Genomic DNA, 20,497 nt, shown 5'->3' on the forward strand with positions numbered 1-20,497 from the left:
TTATTCATTTGTTAAAGATGTATCCAAACTAAATGAACAGCGGAAAAGCGCATTCGGCCGTGGTGCCGCGGAGCCCTCGCGCGAGCTAGGAAGCCGCGCGCGCCAGCAAGGCCACCACCGTCGCCGCGATGCCTTCCTTGCGGCCCAGGTACCCCAGGCCTTCGTTGGTCTTGGCCTTGATGTTGACCTCGGTCTCGGCCAGCCCGGTATCCGCGGCGATGTTCTTCACCATGGCCGGCGCGTGCGGACCGATCTTGGGCGCCTGCGCGTGCAGCGTGGCGTCGATGTTCACTGGCGTCCAGCCCGCGGCGCGCACGCGCGCCATGGCCTCGCGCAGCAGCACGCGGCTGTCGGCGCCCTTGAAGGCCGGGTCGGTATCCGGAAAGTGCCGGCCGATATCGCCCAGGCCGGCGGCGCCCAGCAGCGCGTCGGTAATGGCGTGCAGCAGCACGTCCGCGTCCGAATGCCCCAGCAGGCCATGCGTGTGGGGGATCGTGACGCCGCCGATGATCAACGGGCGCCCCTCGACCAGCGCATGCACGTCGAAACCCTGGCCGACGCGGAAAGGAATACTCATAGCCATTTTTCCATCAGTTCGAAATCGTCCGGCCATGTCACCTTGAAATTGCGCATGGCGCCGGGCACCAGCAGCGGCGCGTAACCTGCCGCCTCGATGGCCGAGGCCTCGTCGGTGACGGCCGCGCCGCTCACGGAGGCCGCCGTCAGCGCATCGCGCAGCACGCCGGCCCGGAACATCTGCGGGGTCTGCGCCAGCCACAGGCCGTTGCGGTCCAGCGTGCGCTCCACGCGCTCGTGGCCGCCCTTGACGGTGTCCGCCACGGGCAGCGCCAACAGGCCACCCACGGGGTCCGCCAGGCAGGCGTCGATCAGCCGGCCCAGCGCGGCCGCAGGCAGCCCAGGGCGCGCAGCATCGTGCACCAGCACCCAGGTATCGTCGGCCACGCCGCTGTCGGCCAGCGCACCCGCCACGGTATCCGCACGCGTCGCGCCGCCGCAGGCGCGCCACACGGTGCGCGGCAGGCCGGCCAGCGCCGCATCCACCCAGCCGTCGCCGGGCGTCACGGCCACCCGCACCTGCGAGATGCGTTCATCGGTCAGCAACGCGCATACTGCGTGGCGCAGCATGGGCTGTCCAGACAGCGGACGGTATTGCTTGGGCACGGTTTCATGCCCGGGCCGGCTGGCGCGGGCCCCTACGCCCGCAGCGGGCACGATTGCAATGAGGGAGGCAGACATGGTGCGGTGATTTTATAATCTTCCGCTTGATGCCTGCTTCCAGCCTGATGCCAGCCCCCTCCGCCCCCGCTACCTTCGCGCCTCCCGTCCCCGCCACGGCCCCCACTCTGTCCGCGCTGAAGGCCGGCGCGCGCTATGCGCAGCCGCGCCCGCCAGGGTCCGGCGACGCCTGGCTGCTGGCGGATCTGGCGCGGCAGGCCTCGGCGCCGCTGGTCATCCTGACCGCCGAGCCGGTCGAGGCCCAGCGCCTGGCCGAGGAAATCCAGCTGTTCGCCCCGGACCTGCGGGTGCGCCAGTTGCCCGACTGGGAAACGCTGCCCTACGACGCCTTCTCGCCGCACCAGGACCTGATTTCGGAACGCCTGCACACGCTGCACTCGCTGATGACCAAGTCGGTGGACGTGCTGACCGTGCCGATCACCACGGCGCTGTACCGGCTGGCGCCGCCCTCTTTCCTTGCGGCCTACACCTTTTCCTTCAAGCAGAAGGACAAGCTCAACGAAGCCGCGCTGCGCGCCCAGCTGACCCTGGCCAACTACAACCACGTCACCCAGGTGACGGCGCCCGGCGAGTTCTGCCTGCGCGGCGGCCTGATCGACCTGTTCCCCATGGGCTCGGTGGTGCCCTACCGCCTGGACCTGTTCGACGACGAGATCGAGACCATCCGCAGCTTCGACGTGGACACGCAGCGCAGCCTGTACCCGGTGCGCGAAGTGCAGCTGCTGCCCGGCCGCGAATTCCCGATGGACGAAGACGCGCGCAACCGCTTCCGGGCGCGCTTCCGTGAAGTCTTCGAAGGCGATCCTTCGCGCGCCTTGCCTTACAAGGACATCGGCAACGGCATTCCGTTCGCCGGCGTCGAGTACTACCTGCCGCTCTTCTTCGAGGAAACGGCGACCCTGTTCGACTACCTGACGCAAGGCACGGTCACCGTCACCGTAGGCGACATCGACGACGCCATCCAGCGCTTCAACCAGGACACCTCCAGCCGCTACGGCTTCCTCAAGAGCGACCGCGAACGGCCGGTGCTGCCGCCGTCCGAACTGTTCCTGGACAACGAGACGCTCTACGCGCGGCTGAAGGACTTCCGTCGCCTGTCGCTGACCGCCGGCCAGCCGCACCCGGACTTCCGCGCGGCGCCTGATGTGAGCGTGGCGCGGCGTTCTGAAGATCCCATCGCCAAGCTGCGCGCGCTGGTGCAGGCCGGCCAGACACGCGTGCTGCTGTGCGCCGACTCCGCCGGCCGGCGCGAGACCCTGGTGCAGATGCTCAACGAGTTCGGCGTCACACCGGACGCACAGCCCGACACCATCGAAGCCTTCCTCGCCTCGGACGCCCATTTCGGCATCGTCGCCGCGCCGCTGTCCACCGGCTTCGGGCTGCCCCAGGCCAATCTGGCCTTCCTCACCGAAAACGACCTGTACCCGGGCCTGGCCACCACCGGCCGCCGCGGCAAGCGCGACCAGGAACGCGCCAGCAACGTCGAAGCCATGGTGCGCGACCTGTCCGAGCTGCGTGCAGGCGACCCCGTGGTCCATGCGCAGCACGGCATCGGCCGCTACCACGGCCTGGTCAACATGGACATGGGCGAAGGCGGGATGGAATTCCTGCATCTGGAGTACGCCAACGGCAGCACGCTGTACGTGCCGGTGTCGCAGCTACACGTGATCGCCCGCTACAGCGGCGCCGATCCGGAAGCCGCGCCCCTGCACCAGCTGGGCTCCGGCCAATGGGACAAGGCGCGCCGCAAGGCCGCCCGCCAGGTCCGCGACACCGCCGCCGAGCTGCTGGCGCTGTACGCCCAGCGCGCCGCGCGCGAAGGCTACGCCTTCAACCTGCCGCTCAACGACTACCAGGCCTTCGCCGAGGGCTTCGGCTTCGAGGAAACAGCCGACCAGGCCGCCGCCATCGAGGCCGTCATCGCCGACATGACCTCCGGCCGCCCCATGGACCGCCTGGTCTGCGGCGACGTGGGCTTCGGCAAGACCGAGGTCGCGCTGCGCGCCGCCTTCCTGGCCGTGGCCAACGGCAAGCAGGTCGCCCTGCTCTGCCCCACCACGCTGCTGGCCGAACAACATGCGCAGACCTTCTCCGACCGCTTCGCCGACTGGCCCGTGAAGGTCGTGGAGCTGTCGCGCTTCCGTTCGGCCAAGGAAGTTTCCGCCGCCATCGAAGGCATCAACGACGGCCGCGTGGACATCGTCATCGGCACCCACAAGATCCTGTCCAAGGACGTGAAATTCAAGCGCCTGGGCCTGGTCATCATCGACGAGGAACACCGCTTCGGCGTGCGCCAGAAGGAAGCCTTGAAGGCGCTGCGCGCCGAGGTCGACGTGCTGACGCTGACCGCCACGCCCATTCCGCGCACGCTGGGCATGTCGCTGGAAGGCATCCGCGACTTCTCCGTCATCGCCACCGCGCCGCAAAAGCGCCTGGCCATCAAGACCTTCGTGCGGCGCGAGGACGGCAGCACCCTGCGCGAAGCGCTCTTGCGCGAACTCAAGCGCGGCGGCCAGTGCTATTTCCTGCACAACGAAGTCGAGACCATCCACAACCGCCGAGCCCGCCTGGAAGAACTGGTGCCCGAGGCCCGCATCGCCGTGGCCCATGGCCAGATGCCCGAGCGCGAGCTGGAACAGGTGATGAAGGGCTTCTACCAGCAGCGCTACAACGTGCTGTTGTGCACCACCATCATCGAAACCGGCATCGACGTGCCCAGTGCCAACACCATTGTGATCCACCGCGCCGACCGCTTCGGGCTGGCCCAACTGCACCAGCTGCGCGGCCGGGTCGGGCGCTCGCACCACCAGGCCTACGCCTACCTGCTGACGCCCGGCGAGGACGCCATCACCAACAACGCCAAGAAGCGCCTGGAAGCCATCCAGGCCATGGAAGAGCTGGGTTCGGGCTTCTACCTGGCCATGCATGACCTGGAGATCCGCGGCACGGGCGAAGTGCTGGGCGATTCGCAGTCCGGCAACATCCAGGAAGTGGGCTTCTCGATGTACAACGAGATGCTCAACGAAGCCGTGCGCGCGCTGCGCGCCGGCGAAGAACCCGACCTGGACGCGCCCTTCAACCTGGCCTGCGAAGTCAACCTGCACGCCCCGGCGCTGCTGCCGTCCGACTATTGCGCCGACGTCCATGCGCGCCTGGGCATCTACAAGCGCCTGGCGCACGCCGCGGACGAAGACGACCTGATCCACATCCAGGAAGAACTGATCGACCGCTTCGGCAAGCTGCCCGAGGCCGCGCAGACGCTGCTCGCCACGCACCGCCTGCGCCTGGCCGCCCAGCCCCTGGGCATCGTCAAGATCGACGCCAGCGAAACCCAGGCGCTGCTGCAATTCGGCCCCAAGACCTCGGTCGATCCCGGCAAGATCATCGAACTCGTGCAGCGCCAGCGTCACATCAAACTGGCGGGACAGGATAAATTGCGGGTTGAGATCAAGGCCGCGCAGATTCCGGCCCGCGCCGACGCCGTGCGCGCCGTGCTGCGCGCCTTGAAGTAACCGTCAAACCACACTGATTTTTATGACTACCCATCACCTTGTCGTCCAATCCCCCGGCCTGACCGTGGAACACGCCGAACAGCTGGCAGCCCTGGCCCAGGCGCAAGGCGTCGCACGCATCAGCGCCACCGCCGCCCGTCTGCTCGACGTACAACACGACGATGCCACCCGCGCCGAGGTCGTCGGCTGGGCCGAACGCCACGGCGTCGACACCGCCTTCCTGTCCGCCGGCCTGAAGCTGTCGGGATGCAAGGTGCTGGCCATGGACATGGACTCCACGCTGATCAACATCGAATGCATCGACGAGATCGCCGGCGTGGCGGGCCTGAAGGACAAGGTCTCCGAAATCACCGAGGCCGCGATGCGCGGCGAGATCAAGGACTTCTCCGAAAGCCTGCGCCGCCGCGTCGCCCTGCTCGAAGGCGTGCCGGCCGATGCGCTGGAACAGGTCTATACGGAAAAGCTGCGCCTGAATCCCGGCGCCGAACGCCTGATTTCCACCGCCCAGGCCGCCGGCATCAAGGTGCTGCTGGTCTCCGGCGGCTTCACCTTCTTCACCGAACGCCTGCGCCAGCGCCTGAACCTGGACAGCGCGCACGCCAACACCCTGGAAATCGCCAACGGCGTGCTGACCGGCAAGGTCCTGGGCGACATCCTCGACGCCGACGCCAAGGAAGCCCACCTGCGCGAGTTCGCCCGCCAGCACGGCGCCTCCCAGGAGCAGATCATCGCCATGGGCGACGGCGCCAACGACCTGAAGATGCTGGGCATCGCCGGCTTCCCCGTCGCCTACCACGCCAAGCCGCTGGTGCGTCAGCAGACGCGCTACGCGCTGAATGTGTCGGGGCTGGACGGGGTGCTGAACTGGTTCGAGAGCTGAACGCGTCACGCCCGGCGCGTGTGCCTGCAGCCCGCGGGCGAGCATGAAAAAAGCCACCTCGCGGTGGCTTTTTCATTGCAGCGGCGTATCAGTACCGCACGCGCAGCGAGAGCAGCGCCGCCCGGCCCGTGCCCAGCGCCGCGTAGTGCGCCGCATAGGCCTTGGTGTAGTAGGTTTCGTCGAAAATATTCAGCACATTCAACTGCGCCGACATATGGTCGTTGAATTCGTACGCGGCCATGGCGTCGAAGCGCCAGTAGGAAGGCACCCAGCGCGCCTTGGGCGTGCCGTCGGCGTTCTTGGTCGCGTCCGAATTGCCGTACACCTTGTCCACGTAGTAGGCGCCGCCGCCGACCGTCAGCTTGGGCAGCACCTTGTAGGTGGTCCACAGGCTGAAGGCATTGCGCGGCGTGTTGGGCAGGTCCTGGCCCACGGCGCCGCTGTTGTAGGCGCCCTTGGTCATTTCGCTGTCCATGAAGGTGTAGCCGCCGAACACGTTCCACTTGGGCGTGATGCTGCCCGAGAAGCCCAGTTCGATGCCGCGCACCTTGGCCTCGCCGACCTGCGCGGTCTCGGTGGCCGAGACCGCGACGCTGGTGTTCTTGCGAATGTCCTGGAAAGCCGCCGCCGACAACGTCAGGCGATCATCGAACACCTGCCACTTCGTGCCCAGTTCGACCGTACGGCTCTTCTCAGGCTCCAGCGACTGGTTCGTGACCGACACGGCATCGCTGATCGCGCTGGAGGCGATGGCGGACGGCGTGGACGAAGTTCCGTAAGTGGCGTAGATGGTACCGTTGGGCGCGGGCTTGTATGCCAAGCCAACCTGGTAGTTAAAGAGGTTGTCCTCGCGGCTGGTACTGTAGAACGCCGGCGTGCTGGCCGGGTCATTGCGGCCCTTGGCGATGTTGCTGCCGCTGGTACGGTAATTGTCCCAACGCAGGCCCAGGCTGGCTTGCCATTGCTCGTTGAACTTGATCGTGTCGAAGCCGTAGAGCGCGACCGTATCCGTGTTGTAGCGCGCCGGATTGTTGTTCCGTTGCAGATGGCCAGGATAATAGGTGCCCGGGTCCGGATCCCACAACGAGGCGCAAAGCGCCGGATTGGCGTAGGTATTCTTGCCGTTGGCGGTGCCAGTCACGCAGCCGCTCGTTCCAGCGGGAACGCCCGACTCGGTGTAGCTGTCCTTGTCCTGCTTGATGTTGCTGTACTCGAAGCCCAGGTCGAACGAGTGCTTCAGGCTGCCGGTATCGAATTCGCCCGTCAGGTTGGTCTGGTTGGCGAAGCTCTTGGTGACGTAGTAGCCCGACTTGAGCGCCCGGTACACCAGGCCATTCGGAACGTTGCCCTTGCTGTCGTCGGGGTTGGTCGCCGCAAAATCGGTGGTGCCGCGGCCATAGCGCGTCACGTTGCGCAGTTGCAGCTTGTCGGAGAAGTCGTGCTGGAAGTCCACGGTAGCGACGTCGTCGCGGGTCTTCATGAAATCGCGGCCCTTCAAGCCATAGAAGCTCTTGCGGCTTACACCCATGGTCTCCGTCACCGGCTGGCCCGTTTTCGGGTCATACGGGATGGAGTAATCCGGCATGCTGTCGTCTTGGTAGTGGTAGTAGCTCAGCGTGATGCGCGTCGGCGTACCCACGCCCAAGGTCAGCGAGGGCGCCACGCCCCAACGCTCGAAGTCCACCGCGTCGTCACGGCCGGGCGCGTCACCCTTGTTGCCCATGACGTTCAGGCGGAACGCGGCCTTGTCGGCCAGGCGCCAATTGCTGTCGATGGTCGCACGGTAGTTGCTGTCCGTGCCGATCTGCGCCGTGGCTTCCGTGAAGTCGGTGGCCTTGGGCGTCTTGCTGACCATGTTGATGCTGCCGCCCGCGCCGCCGCGGCCGGAATAGACCGAGTCCGGCCCCTTGATGACTTCGACCTGCTCCAGGTTGAAGGTGTCGCGCACCTGCGTGCTGGAATCGCGAATGCCGTCCAGGAAAATGCTGCCGGCGGAATTCTGGCCGCGGATGATCGGCAGGTCGCCGCCCGGGCGACCGCCCTCGCCCGCGCCGAACGTGATGCCGGGCGAATTGCGCAGGACGTCCTGCAGCGTGGACGCAGCCTGGTCCTGGATCACCTGCTTTGGCACGACCTGCACCGTGCGCGGGGTGTCCAGCAAGGGGGCCGTGAACTTGGGCGATTGCGCCGTGGATGTCTGATAGGACGACCCCTCACCCTCCACGCGCACGGGCGCAAGTTGCGTCACGCCCGAATCCGCGGATTGGGCGGCGGCGTACGGGCTGATGAACAGCGCGGGGGCCGCGATCGCGGCAGCCAGGGAGGTAGTGAGCGCATTCAGCGAATACGTATCTTGGGGCTTCAAACCAGCTTCTCCGAATGTAAATAGCAACGATTCTTGTTTTTTTAACGTTTGCGATTCTGAACTGTGCGGCTGAATGAAACCTGAATGAAAGACCCAAACTCATCCAAAAGATGAAAAAACAACACCATAAGCGGGTTATCCCCACGGGTCTTCGCAGGGCTCCCGCCGGGTATCCGCTAGTGCAAGACGCTGAGTAGCTCCGCCTTCCCGAATACCCGCGAATGGGCAAGGAAAGGCATCAGCAAGCTCAAAAGGCACAGGCTAAGCCGGTTTCATGCACCCACGAAAAAAAACGCCCCACAGGGCGTTTTTCATGCATGAACCAGGCTGCCTTCAGGTGCGCAGGCGCGGGTGCCGCTTGAACAGGTACCGGTACACAAACCCCGGATACGCCAGCACCAGATACAGGCTCAGCGTGATCGCGTAGAACTCCCAGGTCTGGGAAAAGCGGTTGCCCAGCGTGGATTCGAACGCGAAACCGAGCGCACCGACGATGGCGTAGAACACCAGCACTTCGATCAGACGCATCCAGAACGGTTTGACTGCCGCCACCCCGCCCTGCTTCCAGGGCATGACGGCGAATACCCGCTCCGTCAGGAACGGGAGATTCGCGCTGACCAGGGCCAGCGCGATCAGCAGCCATACCGCCAGAGTCTGGTTCATGGCCCCGTTTTCCGTTTACAGGCTGAGCGAGCTGCGGATTGCCTGCACGCACAAGGCCATCAGGCCGCCCGGCAGGATGCCCAGGATCAGGATCAGGGCGCCGTTGACCGACAGCACGCCGCGCTGGCCGCAGGTGGCGACCATCGGCGCGGCATCGGCGGCCGGCTCGTCGAAGTACACGACCTTGACCACGCGCAGGTAGTAGAACGCGCCGATCAGCGAGAACAGCACCGCAATCACGGCCAGGGTCACGTGGCCTGCGCTGACCAGCGCCTGCAGCACGGCCAGCTTGGCGTAGAAGCCCACCAGCGGCGGAATGCCGGCCAGCGAGAACATCAGCAGCAGCACGATGGCGGCATGCCACGGGCTGCGGCGGTTCAGGCCCTTCAGGTCGTCGATATGCTCGCACTCGAAACCTTGGCGCGACAGCAGCAGCACGATGCCGAAGCTGGCCAGCGTGGTCAGCACGTAGGTCAGCATGTAGAACAGCGAGGCGCCGTAGGCGGCCGACGACAGTTCCGGCTTGCCCGCGACCGAACCCGACATCAGGCCCAGCAGCACGAAGCCCATGTGCGAGATGGTCGAATAGGCCAGCATGCGCTTGAAGTTGGTCTGCGCGATGGCCGTCAGGTTGCCGATGGCCAGCGACAGCACCGCCAGGATCATCAGCATCGGCTGCCAGTCGGCGGCCAGGCCGTGCAGGCCATCGACCAGCAGGCGCAGCGTGATGGCGAAGGCGGCCAGCTTGGGCGCGCCACCCAGGATCAGGGTGACGGCGGTGGGCGAACCCTGGTAGACGTCCGGAACCCACATATGGAACGGCACGGCGCCGAGCTTGAACGCCAGGCCCGACACCAGGAACACGATGCCGAACACCAGGGCCAGCTTCTCGGCCTTGCCCGCGGCGATGACCTTGGACACTTCAGCCAGATCCAGGTGGCCGGTGGCGCCGTAGATCATGGACATGCCGTACAGCAGGAAGCCCGAGGCCAGCGCGCCCAGCACGAAGTACTTCATGGCGGCTTCGGTGGCGACGACGTTGTCGCGGCGCAGCGCGATCAGCGCGTACAGCGCCAGCGACATCAGCTCCAGGCCCAGGTAGATGGAGATCAGGTTCCCGGAGGAGATCATGACCATCTGGCCCAGCAGGGCGAACAGCGTCAGAACGTAGAGTTCGCCGCCGCGCATCATGTCGCGCACTTGCGCGTAGACACGGCCATAGACCAGGGTCGCGGCCACGGCGATGTAGGACGCGATCTTGAGCAGATGCGACAGTTCGTCGGTGACGTACAGGCCGTTGAAGGTCGAACCAACAACGCCGTTCTTCCATTGCAGGGCCGACACGACGGTCAGCACGCCCAATGCAAGCATGGTCAGCAGAAACGTCGGCTTGCGCTCGGGGTGATTGCTGACCGCGTCGACGAGCAGGATAGCCAGGCCGAAAACCAGCAGGAGGATTTCCGGTGTCGCCAGGGCGAAATCGATTTGGGATTGCATCATTGTCTTGTCTTACAGTTTCGAGACGGCAACGTGTTGCAGCAGGGCCTCCACCGAAACGTGCATCACGTCGGTAAAGGGCTTGGGATAGATCCCCATGTACAACACGGCGATCGCCATCACGCCAAGAATCACAAACTCGCGGCGGTTGATATCGGTCAGTTCACGCACGTGGTCGTTGGCGACGTCGCCCAGGACCACGCGCTTGACCATCCACAGCGAATACGAAGCGCCCAGGATCAGGGCGGTCGCCGCCAGCAGGCCGATCCAGAAGTTGTGCTCGACCGCGCCCATGATCACCATGAACTCGCCGACGAAACCGCTGGTGGCCGGCAGGCCGCTGTTGGCCATCGAGAACAGGATGAAGAAGGTGGCGAAACGCGGCATGACGTTGACCACGCCGCCGTAGTCGGCGATGCGGCGCGAGTGCATGCGGTCATAGAGCACGCCGATACACATGAACATGGCGCCCGACACGAAGCCGTGCGAGATCATCTGCACGATGGCGCCTTCGACGCCGGCCGTGTTGAAGATGAAGAAGCCCAGCGTCACGAAGCCCATGTGAGCGACGGACGAATACGCCACCAGCTTTTTCATGTCGTCCTGGACGATCGCGACCAGGCCGATGTAGATCACGGCGATCAGCGACAGCGTGATCATCATGCCGGCCAGGCTGTGCGAGGCGTCAGGCGCGATCGGCAGCGAGAAGCGCAGGAAACCGTAGGCGCCCAGCTTCAGCATGATCGCGGCCAGCACGATCGAGCCGCCCGTGGGAGCTTCGACGTGAGCGTCGGGCAACCACGTGTGGACCGGCCACATCGGCACCTTGACGGCAAAGGCCGCCAGCAAAGCCACGAAGATCAGGATCTGCGGGGTGTAGCCCAGCTTGGTCTGCTGCCAGGTCAGGATGTCGAACGAACCGCCCGACACGTTCCACAGGTACACGAAGGCGACCAGCGTCAGCAGCGAGCCCATCAGCGTGTACAGGAAGAACTTGAACGCCGCGTACACGCGGTTCGGGCCGCCCCAGACGCCGATGATGATGTACATCGGGATCAGCGTAGCTTCGAAGAACACGTAGAACAGCATGCCGTCCAGCGCGCAGAACACGCCCACCATCAGACCCGACAGGATCAGGAAGGCGGCCATGTACTGGGACACGCGGCTGGTGATGACTTCCCAGCCGGCCAGCACCACGATGATGGTGATGAAGGCGGTCAGGAGCACGAACCACATCGAGATGCCGTCGATGCCCAGGTGGTAATTGACGTTGAAGGCCTCGATCCAGGAGGTCTTCTCCACGAACTGCATCTTGGCCGTGGTGGAGTCGAAACCGGTGTACAGCGGGATCGTGACGAGGAAACCGGCGATTGAGCCGACGAGCGACAGGCCGCGCGTCAGGCCGGGACGGTCGTCACGGCCCACCGCCAGCACCAGCAGGCCGAATACGATCGGGACAAAGATCGCAAGCGTGAGCCAGGGGAAAGTGTTGGATGCCATCTCGCTTGCCATCATTGGGGAATCAGCACAAAGAAAGTCACCAGCGCCATGATGCCGATGATCATCGCGAACGCGTAGTGATAGATGAAGCCGGACTGCAGGTGACGGCTGACCGCTGCCACCCAGCCCACCACACGGGCGCTGCCGTTGATCAGCAGGCCGTCGATGATGCCGCGGTCACCGGTCTGCCACAGGCCACGGCCCAGGCAGCGCAGGCCGCGGGCGATGATCTGCTCGTTGACCCAATCCACGTAGTACTTGTTCTCGAGCACCTTGTTGATGCCGGACAGGCTGGATTGGATCTTGGCCGGAACCTTCGGGTTGATCAGATAGCAGTACCAGGCGGTGACGGCGCCAGCCACGACCAGCCAGAACGGAACCGTCTGGAAGGCGTGCAGGCCGAAGGCCACCCAACCGTGCCACTCTTCGTGCAGCTCGTGCATCGCAGGATGCTGCGGCAGGACCTTGATCACGCCGTCGAAGAACTTGCCGAACAGCATCGGATCGACCACCAGGGCGCCGATGATGACCGACGGGATCGCCAGCAGCACCAGCGGCAGCGTGACCACCCAGGGCGACTCATGCGGCGTGCCGTGATGGCCATGGCCGTCCGGCTCATGGTCGACGTCGGCGGCGTGGTGATGGTCGTCGTGGCCATGGCCGTGACCGGTGGTATCGAAGCGTTCCTTGCCGTGGAAGACCAGGAAGTACACGCGGAACGAGTACAGCGAGGTCACGAACACGCCGATCAGGGTCGAGTAGTACGCGAAGTTCGCGCCCCAGACATTGGCGGCGCCGGCGGCCTCGATGATGTGTTCCTTCGAGTAGAAGCCCGAGAAGAACGGCGTGCCGACCAGGGCCAGCGTGCCCAGCAGGAAAGTGATCCAGGTGATGGGCATGTACTTGCGCAGGCCGCCCATGTTGCGGATGTCCTGGTCATGGTGCATGCCGATGATCACGGAGCCCGCGCCCAGGAACAGCAGCGCCTTGAAGAACGCGTGCGTCATCAGGTGGAAGATCGCGACCGAGTAAGCCGAGGCGCCGAGCGCGACCGTCATGTAACCCAGCTGCGACAGCGTGGAGTACGCGACCACGCGCTTGATGTCGTTCTGGATGATGCCCAGGATGCCCAGGAACAGCGCGCCGATGGCGCCGATCACGATGATGAAGGACAGCGCCACGTCGGACAGTTCGAACAGCGGCGAGAAACGCGCGACCATGAAGATGCCGGCCGTCACCATGGTGGCGGCGTGGATCAGCGCGGAGATCGGGGTCGGGCCTTCCATCGAGTCAGGCAGCCAGGCGTGCAGCGGAACCTGGGCCGATTTGCCCATGGCGCCGATGAACAGGCAGATGCAGGCGACGGTCAGCAGCATCCAGTCGGAACCGGGCAGCGTCAGCGTGGCCAGCTTGTCGGCCTGGGCGAAGACTTCGCCGTAGTGCATGGTGCCGGCGTAAGCGAACAGCAGGCCGATGCCGAGCACGAAGCCGAAGTCGCCGACGCGGTTGATCAGGAACGCCTTCATGTTGGCGAAGATCGCCGTGGGACGGGTGTACCAGAAGCCGATCAGCAGGTACGACACCAGGCCCACCGCTTCCCAGCCGAAGAACAGCTGCACCATGTTGTTCGACATCACCAGCATCAGCATGGAGAACGTGAACAGCGAGATGTACGAGAAGAAGCGCTGGTAGCCGGGGTCATCCGCCATGTAGCCGATGGTGTAGATGTGCACCATCAGCGACACCGAAGTCACCACGACCATCATCATGGCCGACAGCGGATCGATCAGGAAGCCGATTTCCAGCTTGGTCTGGCCGATCAGGCTCCAGGTGTAGACCGCGCCGTCGAAGCGCAAGCCATTGAGCACGTCGTTCAGCACCACCACCGAACCGATGGTGGAGATGAGCACGCCCAGGATGGTGATCATGTGCGAAGCGCGGCGGCCGATGGGACGGCCCAGGAACCCGGTGCCGAAGAGGCCCGCGAGAATTGCCCCGGCCAGCGGAGCCAGCGCGATGAGCAAGTAGAGATTGGGTGAGCTAGACATTTTCTTCCAATACCCCGTCAGCCCTTCAGGCGATCGAGTTCGTCAACGTTGATCGTGTTCAGGTTGCGGAACAGCAGCACCAGGATGGCCAGGCCGATCGCCGCTTCGGCGGCGGCCACGGTCAGGATGAAGAACACGAACACCTGGCCGGCGGTGTCGCCGAACCAGCTGGAGAACGCCACGAAGTTCATGTTGACGGCCAGGAGCACCAGCTCGATGGACATCAGGAGAATGATCAGGTTGCGGCGGTTCAGGAAGATGCCGAAGATCCCGATGGCGAACAGGATCGCCCCGAGGATCAGGTAGTGGGCCAGCGTCAGCGTCATTTTTGTTCTCCTTGGGGCGCGGCGGCGGTCGGGGTGCCGTTCTGCGCCTGGGCGCGCTCGCTCTGGGCGGGCATGCTCACCATGCGGTAACGGTCCTTCGAGCGCACGCGGACGGCGGCCACCGGGTCGTTGTACTTCACGTCGCGGCGGCGGCGCAGGGTCAGCGCGATGGCGGCGACCATGCCGACCAGCAGCAGCGCGGCGCCCACTTCAATGGCGTAGATGTACTGGGTGTACATGGCCTCGCCCAGCGCGCGGGCGTTGTTGTAGTCGCCGGCGACCGGGGCTTGCGGGCCCGCGCCGTACCAGGTCGAACCCAGCACGAAGGCCATTTCGACCACCATCACCAGGCCGATGACCAGGCCGAGCGGCAGGTAGGTCTTCATGCCCTGGCGCAGGGCATCCATGCGGATGTCCAGCATCATCACGACGAAGAGGAAAAGCACCATCACGGCGCCCACGTATACCAGCACCAGCAGCAGCGCGAGGAACTCGGCGCCAAGCAGCATCCACAGCATGGCCGCGTTGACGAAGGCCAGGATCAGGTGCAGGACGGCGGTGACCGGGCTGCGCGCGGTGATCACGCGGAACGCCGCGATCACCAGCACGGCGGCCAGTATGTAAAACAGGACAGTGGTAAAAGTCATGGATCAGGTCCTGGGCTTCAACGATAGGGAGCGTCTTCGGCCCGGCGGCGGGCGATGTCGGCTTCGTAGCGGTCGCCCACGGCGAGCAGCATGTCTTTGGTGAAATACAGGTCGCCGCGCTTTTCACCGTGGTATTCGTGGATGTGCGTTTCCACGATGGAGTCCACGGGGCAGCTTTCCTCACAGAAGCCGCAGAAAATGCACTTGGTCAGGTCGATGTCGTAACGCGTGGTGCGGCGGGTGCCGTCATCGCGCTGGTCCGACTCGATGGTGATCGCCAGCGCGGGGCACACGGCTTCACACAGCTTGCACGCGATGCAGCGCTCTTCCCCGTTGGGGTAGCGGCGCAGCGCGTGCAGGCCGCGGAAACGCGGCGACGCAGGCGTCTTTTCCTGGGGGTAGCGCAAGGTGACCTTGCGCTTGAAGAAATACTTGCCCGTCAGGCGCATGCCCTTGAGCAATTCGGTCAGCATCAGACTGCCGAAGAAATCCTTGATCGCTTCCATATCCTGCCTCTGCCTGGCGGCTTAGCGCCAAATGTTCCAGGGCGTCTGCATCCAGATCGCCACCACGACCAGCCAAACGCCGGTCAGCGGGATGAAGATTTTCCAACCCAAGCGCATGATCTGGTCATAGCGGTAGCGCGGGAACGACGCGCGGAACCACACGAACAACGAGACCACGACGAACGTCTTGAGACCCAGCCAGATCCAACCCGGAATCCAGGTCAGCGGCGCGATGTCGATCGGGGAAGCCCAGCCGCCCAGGAACATGATCGAGGCCATGCAGGACAGCAGGATCATGTTGGCGTATTCGCCCAGGAAGAACAGCGCGAACGCCATGCCCGAGTATTCGACCATGTGGCCGGCCACGATTTCCGATTCGCCTTCGACCACGTCGAACGGGTGGCGGTTGGTTTCAGCCACGGCCGAAATCACGTAGATCACGAACAGCGGCAAGAGCGGCAGCCAGTTCCAGGACAGGAACGTCAGGCCCTTGTCGGCAAACCAGCCGCGGTTCTGCACATGCACGATCTCGGACATGTTCAGGCTGCCGGACACCAGCAGCACCGTCACCAGCACGAAGCCGATGGCCAGTTCGTAGGACAGCATCTGCGCGGAAGCGCGCAGCGCGCCCAGGAAGGCGTACTTGGAGTTGGACGCCCAACCCGCCACGATCACGCCGTACACGCCCACGGACGTGATGGCCATGATGTACAGCAGGCCGGCGTTGACGTTGGCCAGGACCACGTCGGGACCGAACGGCACCACCGCCCAGGCGGCCAGGGCCGGCATCAGCGTGACCACCGGGGCCACGATGAACAGCACCTTGTTGGCCTGCGACGGAACCACCACTTCCTTGGTCAGCAGCTTGAACACGTCGGCGAACGGCTGCAGCAGCCCCTTGAAGCCAACGCGGTTCGGGCCCATGCGCACGTGCATGGCGCCGATCATCTTGCGTTCCCAGTAGGTCAGGTACGCCACGCACAGGATGATGGGCACGGCGATGACCACAATCTTGATGAGGGTCCAGAGGACCATCCAGACCGTCGGGCCCAGCAATGCCGTACCCTGGCTCTCAAGAACATTAAGCCATTCCATCAGGCACGCTCCACGCTGATTTGACCGAATGCGCCACCCAGGGCTGCGGTGTTTTCAAAGGCTGCCGAGATGCGCACGGCGCGGTCCGCCACGGCATCGTCCTGCACGGTTTCGAGTTCGACGGCGCCCTGCCCGTTCGACACGCGCACCTTGACGCCAGCCGTCAGGCCCAGGCTGGTGAGCGTGCGGCCGTTCATGGCGGCAGCCGGCTTCTTGGAGGCCGGGGCCGCTTGCAGCGGCTCCGAGCGGCGGACCATGGCGTCGGTGCGGTAGATCGGCACGTCGGCGACGCGTTCCAGGCCGCTGGCGGCCTGGCCCAGGCCCAGCGGGGCCTTGATCTCGTTGGACAGGCGGCCTTCGATGCCGCCCGCCAGCACGGCGTCGCGCACGGACTCGGAGGTTTCGTCGTCAAAGCCGGCCAGGTGCAGGACGTTGCCCAGCACGCGCAGGACCTTCCAGCCCGGACGGGTCTGGCCGAACGGCGTGACCGTGCCCTTGAAGCTCTGAGCCAGGCCTTGGGCGTTGACGAACGTACCCGAGGTTTCGGTGAACGGCGACACCGGCAGCATGACGTCGGCCCATTCGGCGGCAGCCGAACGATAAGGCGTCAGGGCCACGGCGAACTGCGCGCCGCGCAGCGCGGCGATGGCTTGCTGGCCATTGTCGGCATCCAGCAGCGGCTCGGCGTGCAGGACCACGTAGGCCTTCAGCGGCTCGGCCAGCATGGCGGCGGCGTTCTTGCCGCCCTTGCCAGGAATGGCGCCTGCCAGGTAACCGCCGACGGTGTTGCCGCCGGAGGTCAGGAAACCGAACTTGCCGCCGGCCAGTTCAGCCACGGCGCGGCCGTTGGCGGCCAGGGTCGAGGCCTGGGCGCTGGCCACGGCCAGGTTGCCCATCAGCACGGCGGTATTGGCGCCGGAAGCCAGGCTGGCGGCGATGAGCTTGGCGTTTTCGCTGGGCGCGACCGAGGCGAACTCGGCCGGCACGGCCTGTTCCTTGGCCTGGGCCAGCGCGACGGCCACTTCGGCCAGCGCGCGCGCCAGCTCGGACGGGGCCACGGTAATGCGGGCGGCCACGGGCATCAGGGGATCGTCGGCTGCGCTGTCGACCATCAGGATCTGCGTGCCGCGCTTGGCGGCTTGGCGCAGGCGCTGCGCCATGAGCGGATGATCCTTGCGCAGGAACGAACCGACCACCAGGACGCGGTCCAGGTTGTCGAGCTCGGCGATGGGCATGCCCAGCCACGGCGCGCCGGTCAGGGCGGCGTCGAAGGCGGCATCGGTCTGGCGCAGGCGGAAGTCGATGTTATCGGAACCCAGCGAACGGACCAGGCGGCCCAGCAGCGCGTATTCCTCGGTGGTGGCGTATTCGGACGCCAGGGCGCCGATCTGGCCGGCGCCGAAGCTGTCGCGCACGCGGGACAGGCCCTGGGCCACGGCGGCAAGCGCGTCGCTCCAGGAGGCTTCCTGCCACTTGCCGTCGGTGCCCTTGATCATCGGAGCCGACAGGCGGTCTTCGCTGTTCAGGCCTTCGTACGAGAAGCGGTCGCGGTCGCTGATCCAGCATTCGTTGACGGCTTCGTCTTCGAACGGCACCACGCGCATGACGCGGTCGCCCTTGACCTGGACCACCAGGTTGGCGCCCAGGCTGTCGTGCGGGCTGACCGAACGGCGGCGAGCCAGTTCCCAGGTGCGCGCGCTGTAGCGGAAGGGCTTGGAGGTCAGCGCGCCCACCGGACAGATGTCGATCATGTTGCCCGAGAGTTCCGATTCGATCGAACGGCCGACGAAGGTCGTGATCTCGGAGTGTTCGCCGCGGCCCAGCATGCCCAGTTCCATGACGCCGGCGATTTCCTGGCCGAAGCGCACGCAGCGGGTGCAGTGGATGCAGCGGCTCATTTCCTCGGCGGAAACCAGCGGACCCAGGTCCTTGTGGAACACCACGCGCTTTTCTTCCTGGTAACGCGAGGAAGAGCCGCCGTAGCCCACCGCCAGGTCCTGCAGCTGGCATTCGCCGCCCTGATCGCAGATCGGGCAGTCGAGCGGGTGATTGATGAGCAAGAATTCCATCACCGACTTCTGAGCGGCGATAGCCTTCTCGGAGCAGGTGTGGACGACCATGCCGTTGGTCACGGGCGTGGCGCAGGCGGGCAGCGCCTTGGGCGCTTTTTCCACTTCAACCAGGCACATGCGGCAGTTGGCCGCGATGGACAGTTTCTTGTGGTAGCAGAAATGCGGCACGTAAAGCCCGACTTTCTGAGCGGCATGCATGACCATGCTGCCTTCGGGCACTTCGACCTTGTTGCCGTCGACGGTTAGTTCAACCATTGCTGTTCCTGAGACCTACAGATATTGCGGGACCACACAAGACTTGTGCTCGATGTGGTGCGCGAATTCGTCGCGAAAATGCTTGAGGAAGCCACGGACGGGCATGGCGGCGGCGTCACCCAGGGCGCAGATGGTGCGGCCCATGATGTTGCCCGCCACGTTGTCCAGCAAGTCCAGATCTTCCGGACGGCCGTGACCGTTTTCGATGCGATGCACCATGCGGTAGAGCCAGCCGGTGCCTTCGCGGCACGGCGTGCACTGGCCGCAGCTTTCCTCGAAATAGAAGTACGACAGGCGCAAGAGCGACTTCACCATGCAGCGGGTTTCGTCCATGACGATCACAGCGCCCGAGCCCAGCATCGAGCCGGCCTTGGCGATGGAGTCATAGTCCATCGTGCATTCCATGATGATGTCGGCCGGCAGCACAGGAGCGCTCGAACCGCCGGGGATCACGGCCTTCAGCTTCTTGCCGCCGCGCATGCCGCCCGCCAGTTCCAGCAGCTTCGAGAACGGGGTGCCCAGCGGGATCTCGTAGTTGCCGGGACGTTCGACGTCGCCGGTGATCGAGAACAGCTTGGTGCCGCCGTTGTTCGGCTTGCCGACTTCGAGGTAGGCCTGGCCGCCGTTGCGGATGATCCAGGGCACCGCCGCGAACGTTTCGGTGTTGTTGATGGTGGTGGGCTTGCCGTACAGGCCGAAGCTGGCCGGGAACGGCGGCTTGAAGCGCGGTTGGCCCTTCTTGCCTTCCAGCGACTCCAGCAGCGCGGTTTCTTCGCCGCAGATGTAGGCGCCATAGCCATGGAACGCGTGCAGCTGGAAGCTGAAATCCGAACCCAGGATCTTGTCGCCCAGGAAGCCGGCGGCGCGCGCCTCTTCCAGCGCTTCTTCGAAGCGCTCGTAGACTTCGAAGATTTCGCCGTGGATGTAGTTGTAGCCGACGCTGATGCCCATGGCGTAGGCCGCGATCGCCATGCCTTCAATCACGATGTGCGGATTGAAGCGCAGGATGTCGCGGTCCTTGAACGTGCCGGGCTCGCCTTCGTCGGAGTTGCAGACCAGGTACTTCTGGCCCGGGAAGGCGCGCGGCATGAAGCTCCACTTCAGGCCGGTCGGGAAGCCCGCGCCGCCACGGCCGCGCAGGCCGGAGGCCTTGACCTCGGCGATCACGTCTTCCGGCTTCATGCCGGTGGTCAGGATCTTCTTCAGGGCTTCGTAGCCGCCGCGTTTGACGTAGTCGGCCAGGCGCCAGTTGGCGCCATCGACGTCAGCCAGGATCTGCGGCTGGATGTGTCGGCCATGCAGGCACATCGAATTGGAAACATCGTTCAGCGGGTTGGGGTCCAGCCCCTGCGCGAACTGCTTGTACAGGTCGGGCGCGTTCATGCCGACTCTCCTTGCGCCTTGAGGGCCGCGACCAGCGCGTCCAGCTTCTCTTCGGTCATGCGCACGCACATATGCTTGTTGTTCACGATGAGCACGGGCGAATCGCCGCAAGCGCCCATGCACTCGCCTTCCACCAGCGTGAACTGGCCGTCGGGAGTGGTGCCGCGGTAGTCGACGCCCAGCTTGCGCTTCAGGTAGTCGCCGGCGCGTTCGCCGTCGCGCAAGGCACAGGGCAGGTTCGTGCAGACGGCGATCTTGTTCTTGCCGACGGGCTTGACGTCGAACATGTTGTAGAAGGTGGCGACTTCCTGGACCGCGATGGGCGGAACGCCAATGTAGTTGGCCACATCTTCAATGATTTCGGTAGCCAACCAGCCCTTCTCTTCTTGCGCGATGGCAAGCGAGGCCATGATGGCGGACTGCCGCTGGTCGCCCGGGAACTTCGCGAGTTCTCGGTCGATTTTCTGGTAGGCCTGTTCGGAAAGCAGCAT

General features: G+C 64.9%; 16 protein-coding genes. 2 read left to right on the plus strand and 14 right to left on the minus strand.

The window, feature by feature from the left end; translation table 11 throughout:
• Nucleotides 1-85 precede the first annotated feature (85 nt).
• Together ispF and ispD are read right to left on the minus strand one after the other, a co-directional pair.
• The gene (gene ispF / locus N5C88_RS11180; protein WP_059374937.1) at nucleotides 86-577 is read right to left on the minus strand and encodes a 2-C-methyl-D-erythritol 2,4-cyclodiphosphate synthase; all 492 of its coding nucleotides are present in this window, start codon (nucleotides 575-577) and stop codon (nucleotides 86-88) included.
• On the minus strand, nucleotides 574-1,257 hold the full coding sequence (gene ispD, locus N5C88_RS11185; protein ID WP_280015325.1) for a 2-C-methyl-D-erythritol 4-phosphate cytidylyltransferase: 684 nt from the start codon (nucleotides 1,255-1,257) through the stop codon (nucleotides 574-576). The genes ispF and ispD overlap by 4 nt, the downstream gene beginning before the upstream one ends.
• A gap of 29 nt (nucleotides 1,258-1,286) precedes the next feature.
• Between ispD and mfd the strand changes: the two genes are divergently transcribed.
• Together mfd and serB are read left to right on the plus strand one after the other, a co-directional pair.
• Nucleotides 1,287-4,769 carry a transcription-repair coupling factor gene (mfd, locus tag N5C88_RS11190; protein WP_280015326.1) on the plus strand — a complete coding sequence of 1,161 codons (3,483 nt, stop codon included), beginning with the start codon at nucleotides 1,287-1,289 and terminating at the stop codon, nucleotides 4,767-4,769.
• 22 nt (nucleotides 4,770-4,791) lie between these two features.
• Complete coding sequence (serB, locus tag N5C88_RS11195; RefSeq protein WP_059374940.1) at nucleotides 4,792-5,649, plus strand: phosphoserine phosphatase SerB; 858 nt, start codon at nucleotides 4,792-4,794, stop codon at nucleotides 5,647-5,649.
• 88 nt (nucleotides 5,650-5,737) lie between these two features.
• Here serB and N5C88_RS11200 read toward each other — a convergent pair whose 3' ends face one another.
• From N5C88_RS11200 to nuoE, 12 genes are all read right to left on the minus strand, one after another.
• Entirely contained in the window at nucleotides 5,738-8,014 is a 2,277-nt protein-coding gene (locus N5C88_RS11200) for a TonB-dependent siderophore receptor (protein ID WP_118931876.1), read from the minus strand.
• 333 nt (nucleotides 8,015-8,347) lie between these two features.
• Nucleotides 8,348-8,677 carry a DUF2818 family protein gene (locus N5C88_RS11205; RefSeq protein WP_054450498.1) on the minus strand — a complete coding sequence of 110 codons (330 nt, stop codon included), beginning with the start codon at nucleotides 8,675-8,677 and terminating at the stop codon, nucleotides 8,348-8,350.
• 15 nt (nucleotides 8,678-8,692) lie between these two features.
• Nucleotides 8,693-10,177 (minus strand): NADH-quinone oxidoreductase subunit NuoN, encoded by a 1,485-nt coding sequence (nuoN, locus tag N5C88_RS11210; RefSeq protein ID WP_042796786.1) that lies wholly within the window; start codon nucleotides 10,175-10,177, stop codon nucleotides 8,693-8,695.
• A 9-nt stretch (nucleotides 10,178-10,186) separates the two neighbouring features.
• Complete coding sequence (locus N5C88_RS11215; RefSeq protein WP_059374942.1) at nucleotides 10,187-11,689, minus strand: NADH-quinone oxidoreductase subunit M; 1,503 nt, start codon at nucleotides 11,687-11,689, stop codon at nucleotides 10,187-10,189.
• Nucleotides 11,686-13,722, minus strand: a complete 2,037-nt coding sequence (nuoL, locus tag N5C88_RS11220; protein ID WP_059374943.1) for an NADH-quinone oxidoreductase subunit L — start codon at nucleotides 13,720-13,722, stop codon at nucleotides 11,686-11,688. Before nuoL ends, N5C88_RS11215 begins: the two co-directional genes overlap by 4 nt.
• Before the next feature lie 17 nt (nucleotides 13,723-13,739).
• Nucleotides 13,740-14,048 carry an NADH-quinone oxidoreductase subunit NuoK gene (nuoK, locus tag N5C88_RS11225; protein ID WP_006217969.1) on the minus strand — a complete coding sequence of 103 codons (309 nt, stop codon included), beginning with the start codon at nucleotides 14,046-14,048 and terminating at the stop codon, nucleotides 13,740-13,742.
• Nucleotides 14,045-14,695, minus strand: a complete 651-nt coding sequence (locus N5C88_RS11230; RefSeq protein WP_054450491.1) for an NADH-quinone oxidoreductase subunit J — start codon at nucleotides 14,693-14,695, stop codon at nucleotides 14,045-14,047. Before N5C88_RS11230 ends, nuoK begins: the two co-directional genes overlap by 4 nt.
• A 17-nt stretch (nucleotides 14,696-14,712) precedes the next feature.
• Entirely contained in the window at nucleotides 14,713-15,201 is a 489-nt protein-coding gene (gene nuoI, locus N5C88_RS11235) for an NADH-quinone oxidoreductase subunit NuoI (RefSeq protein WP_008161196.1), read from the minus strand.
• A gap of 21 nt (nucleotides 15,202-15,222) precedes the next feature.
• Nucleotides 15,223-16,296 carry an NADH-quinone oxidoreductase subunit NuoH gene (nuoH, locus tag N5C88_RS11240; RefSeq protein WP_059374944.1) on the minus strand — a complete coding sequence of 358 codons (1,074 nt, stop codon included), beginning with the start codon at nucleotides 16,294-16,296 and terminating at the stop codon, nucleotides 15,223-15,225.
• Entirely contained in the window at nucleotides 16,296-18,623 is a 2,328-nt protein-coding gene (gene nuoG, locus N5C88_RS11245; protein WP_280015327.1) for an NADH-quinone oxidoreductase subunit NuoG, read from the minus strand. Before nuoG ends, nuoH begins: the two co-directional genes overlap by 1 nt.
• A gap of 15 nt (nucleotides 18,624-18,638) precedes the next feature.
• A complete protein-coding gene (nuoF, locus tag N5C88_RS11250) occupies nucleotides 18,639-20,006 on the minus strand; it encodes an NADH-quinone oxidoreductase subunit NuoF (RefSeq protein WP_059374946.1) in 1,368 nt (455 codons plus the stop codon).
• Nucleotides 20,003-20,497: an NADH-quinone oxidoreductase subunit NuoE gene (nuoE, locus tag N5C88_RS11255; protein WP_059374951.1), complete on the minus strand. Its 495-nt coding sequence runs from the start codon at nucleotides 20,495-20,497 to the stop codon at nucleotides 20,003-20,005. The genes nuoF and nuoE overlap by 4 nt, the downstream gene beginning before the upstream one ends.

Origin of the sequence: Achromobacter sp. GD03932 (genome assembly GCF_029839485.1) — a bacterium.
GTDB classification, from domain to species: Bacteria; Pseudomonadota; Gammaproteobacteria; order Burkholderiales; family Burkholderiaceae_B; genus Achromobacter; species Achromobacter bronchisepticus_A.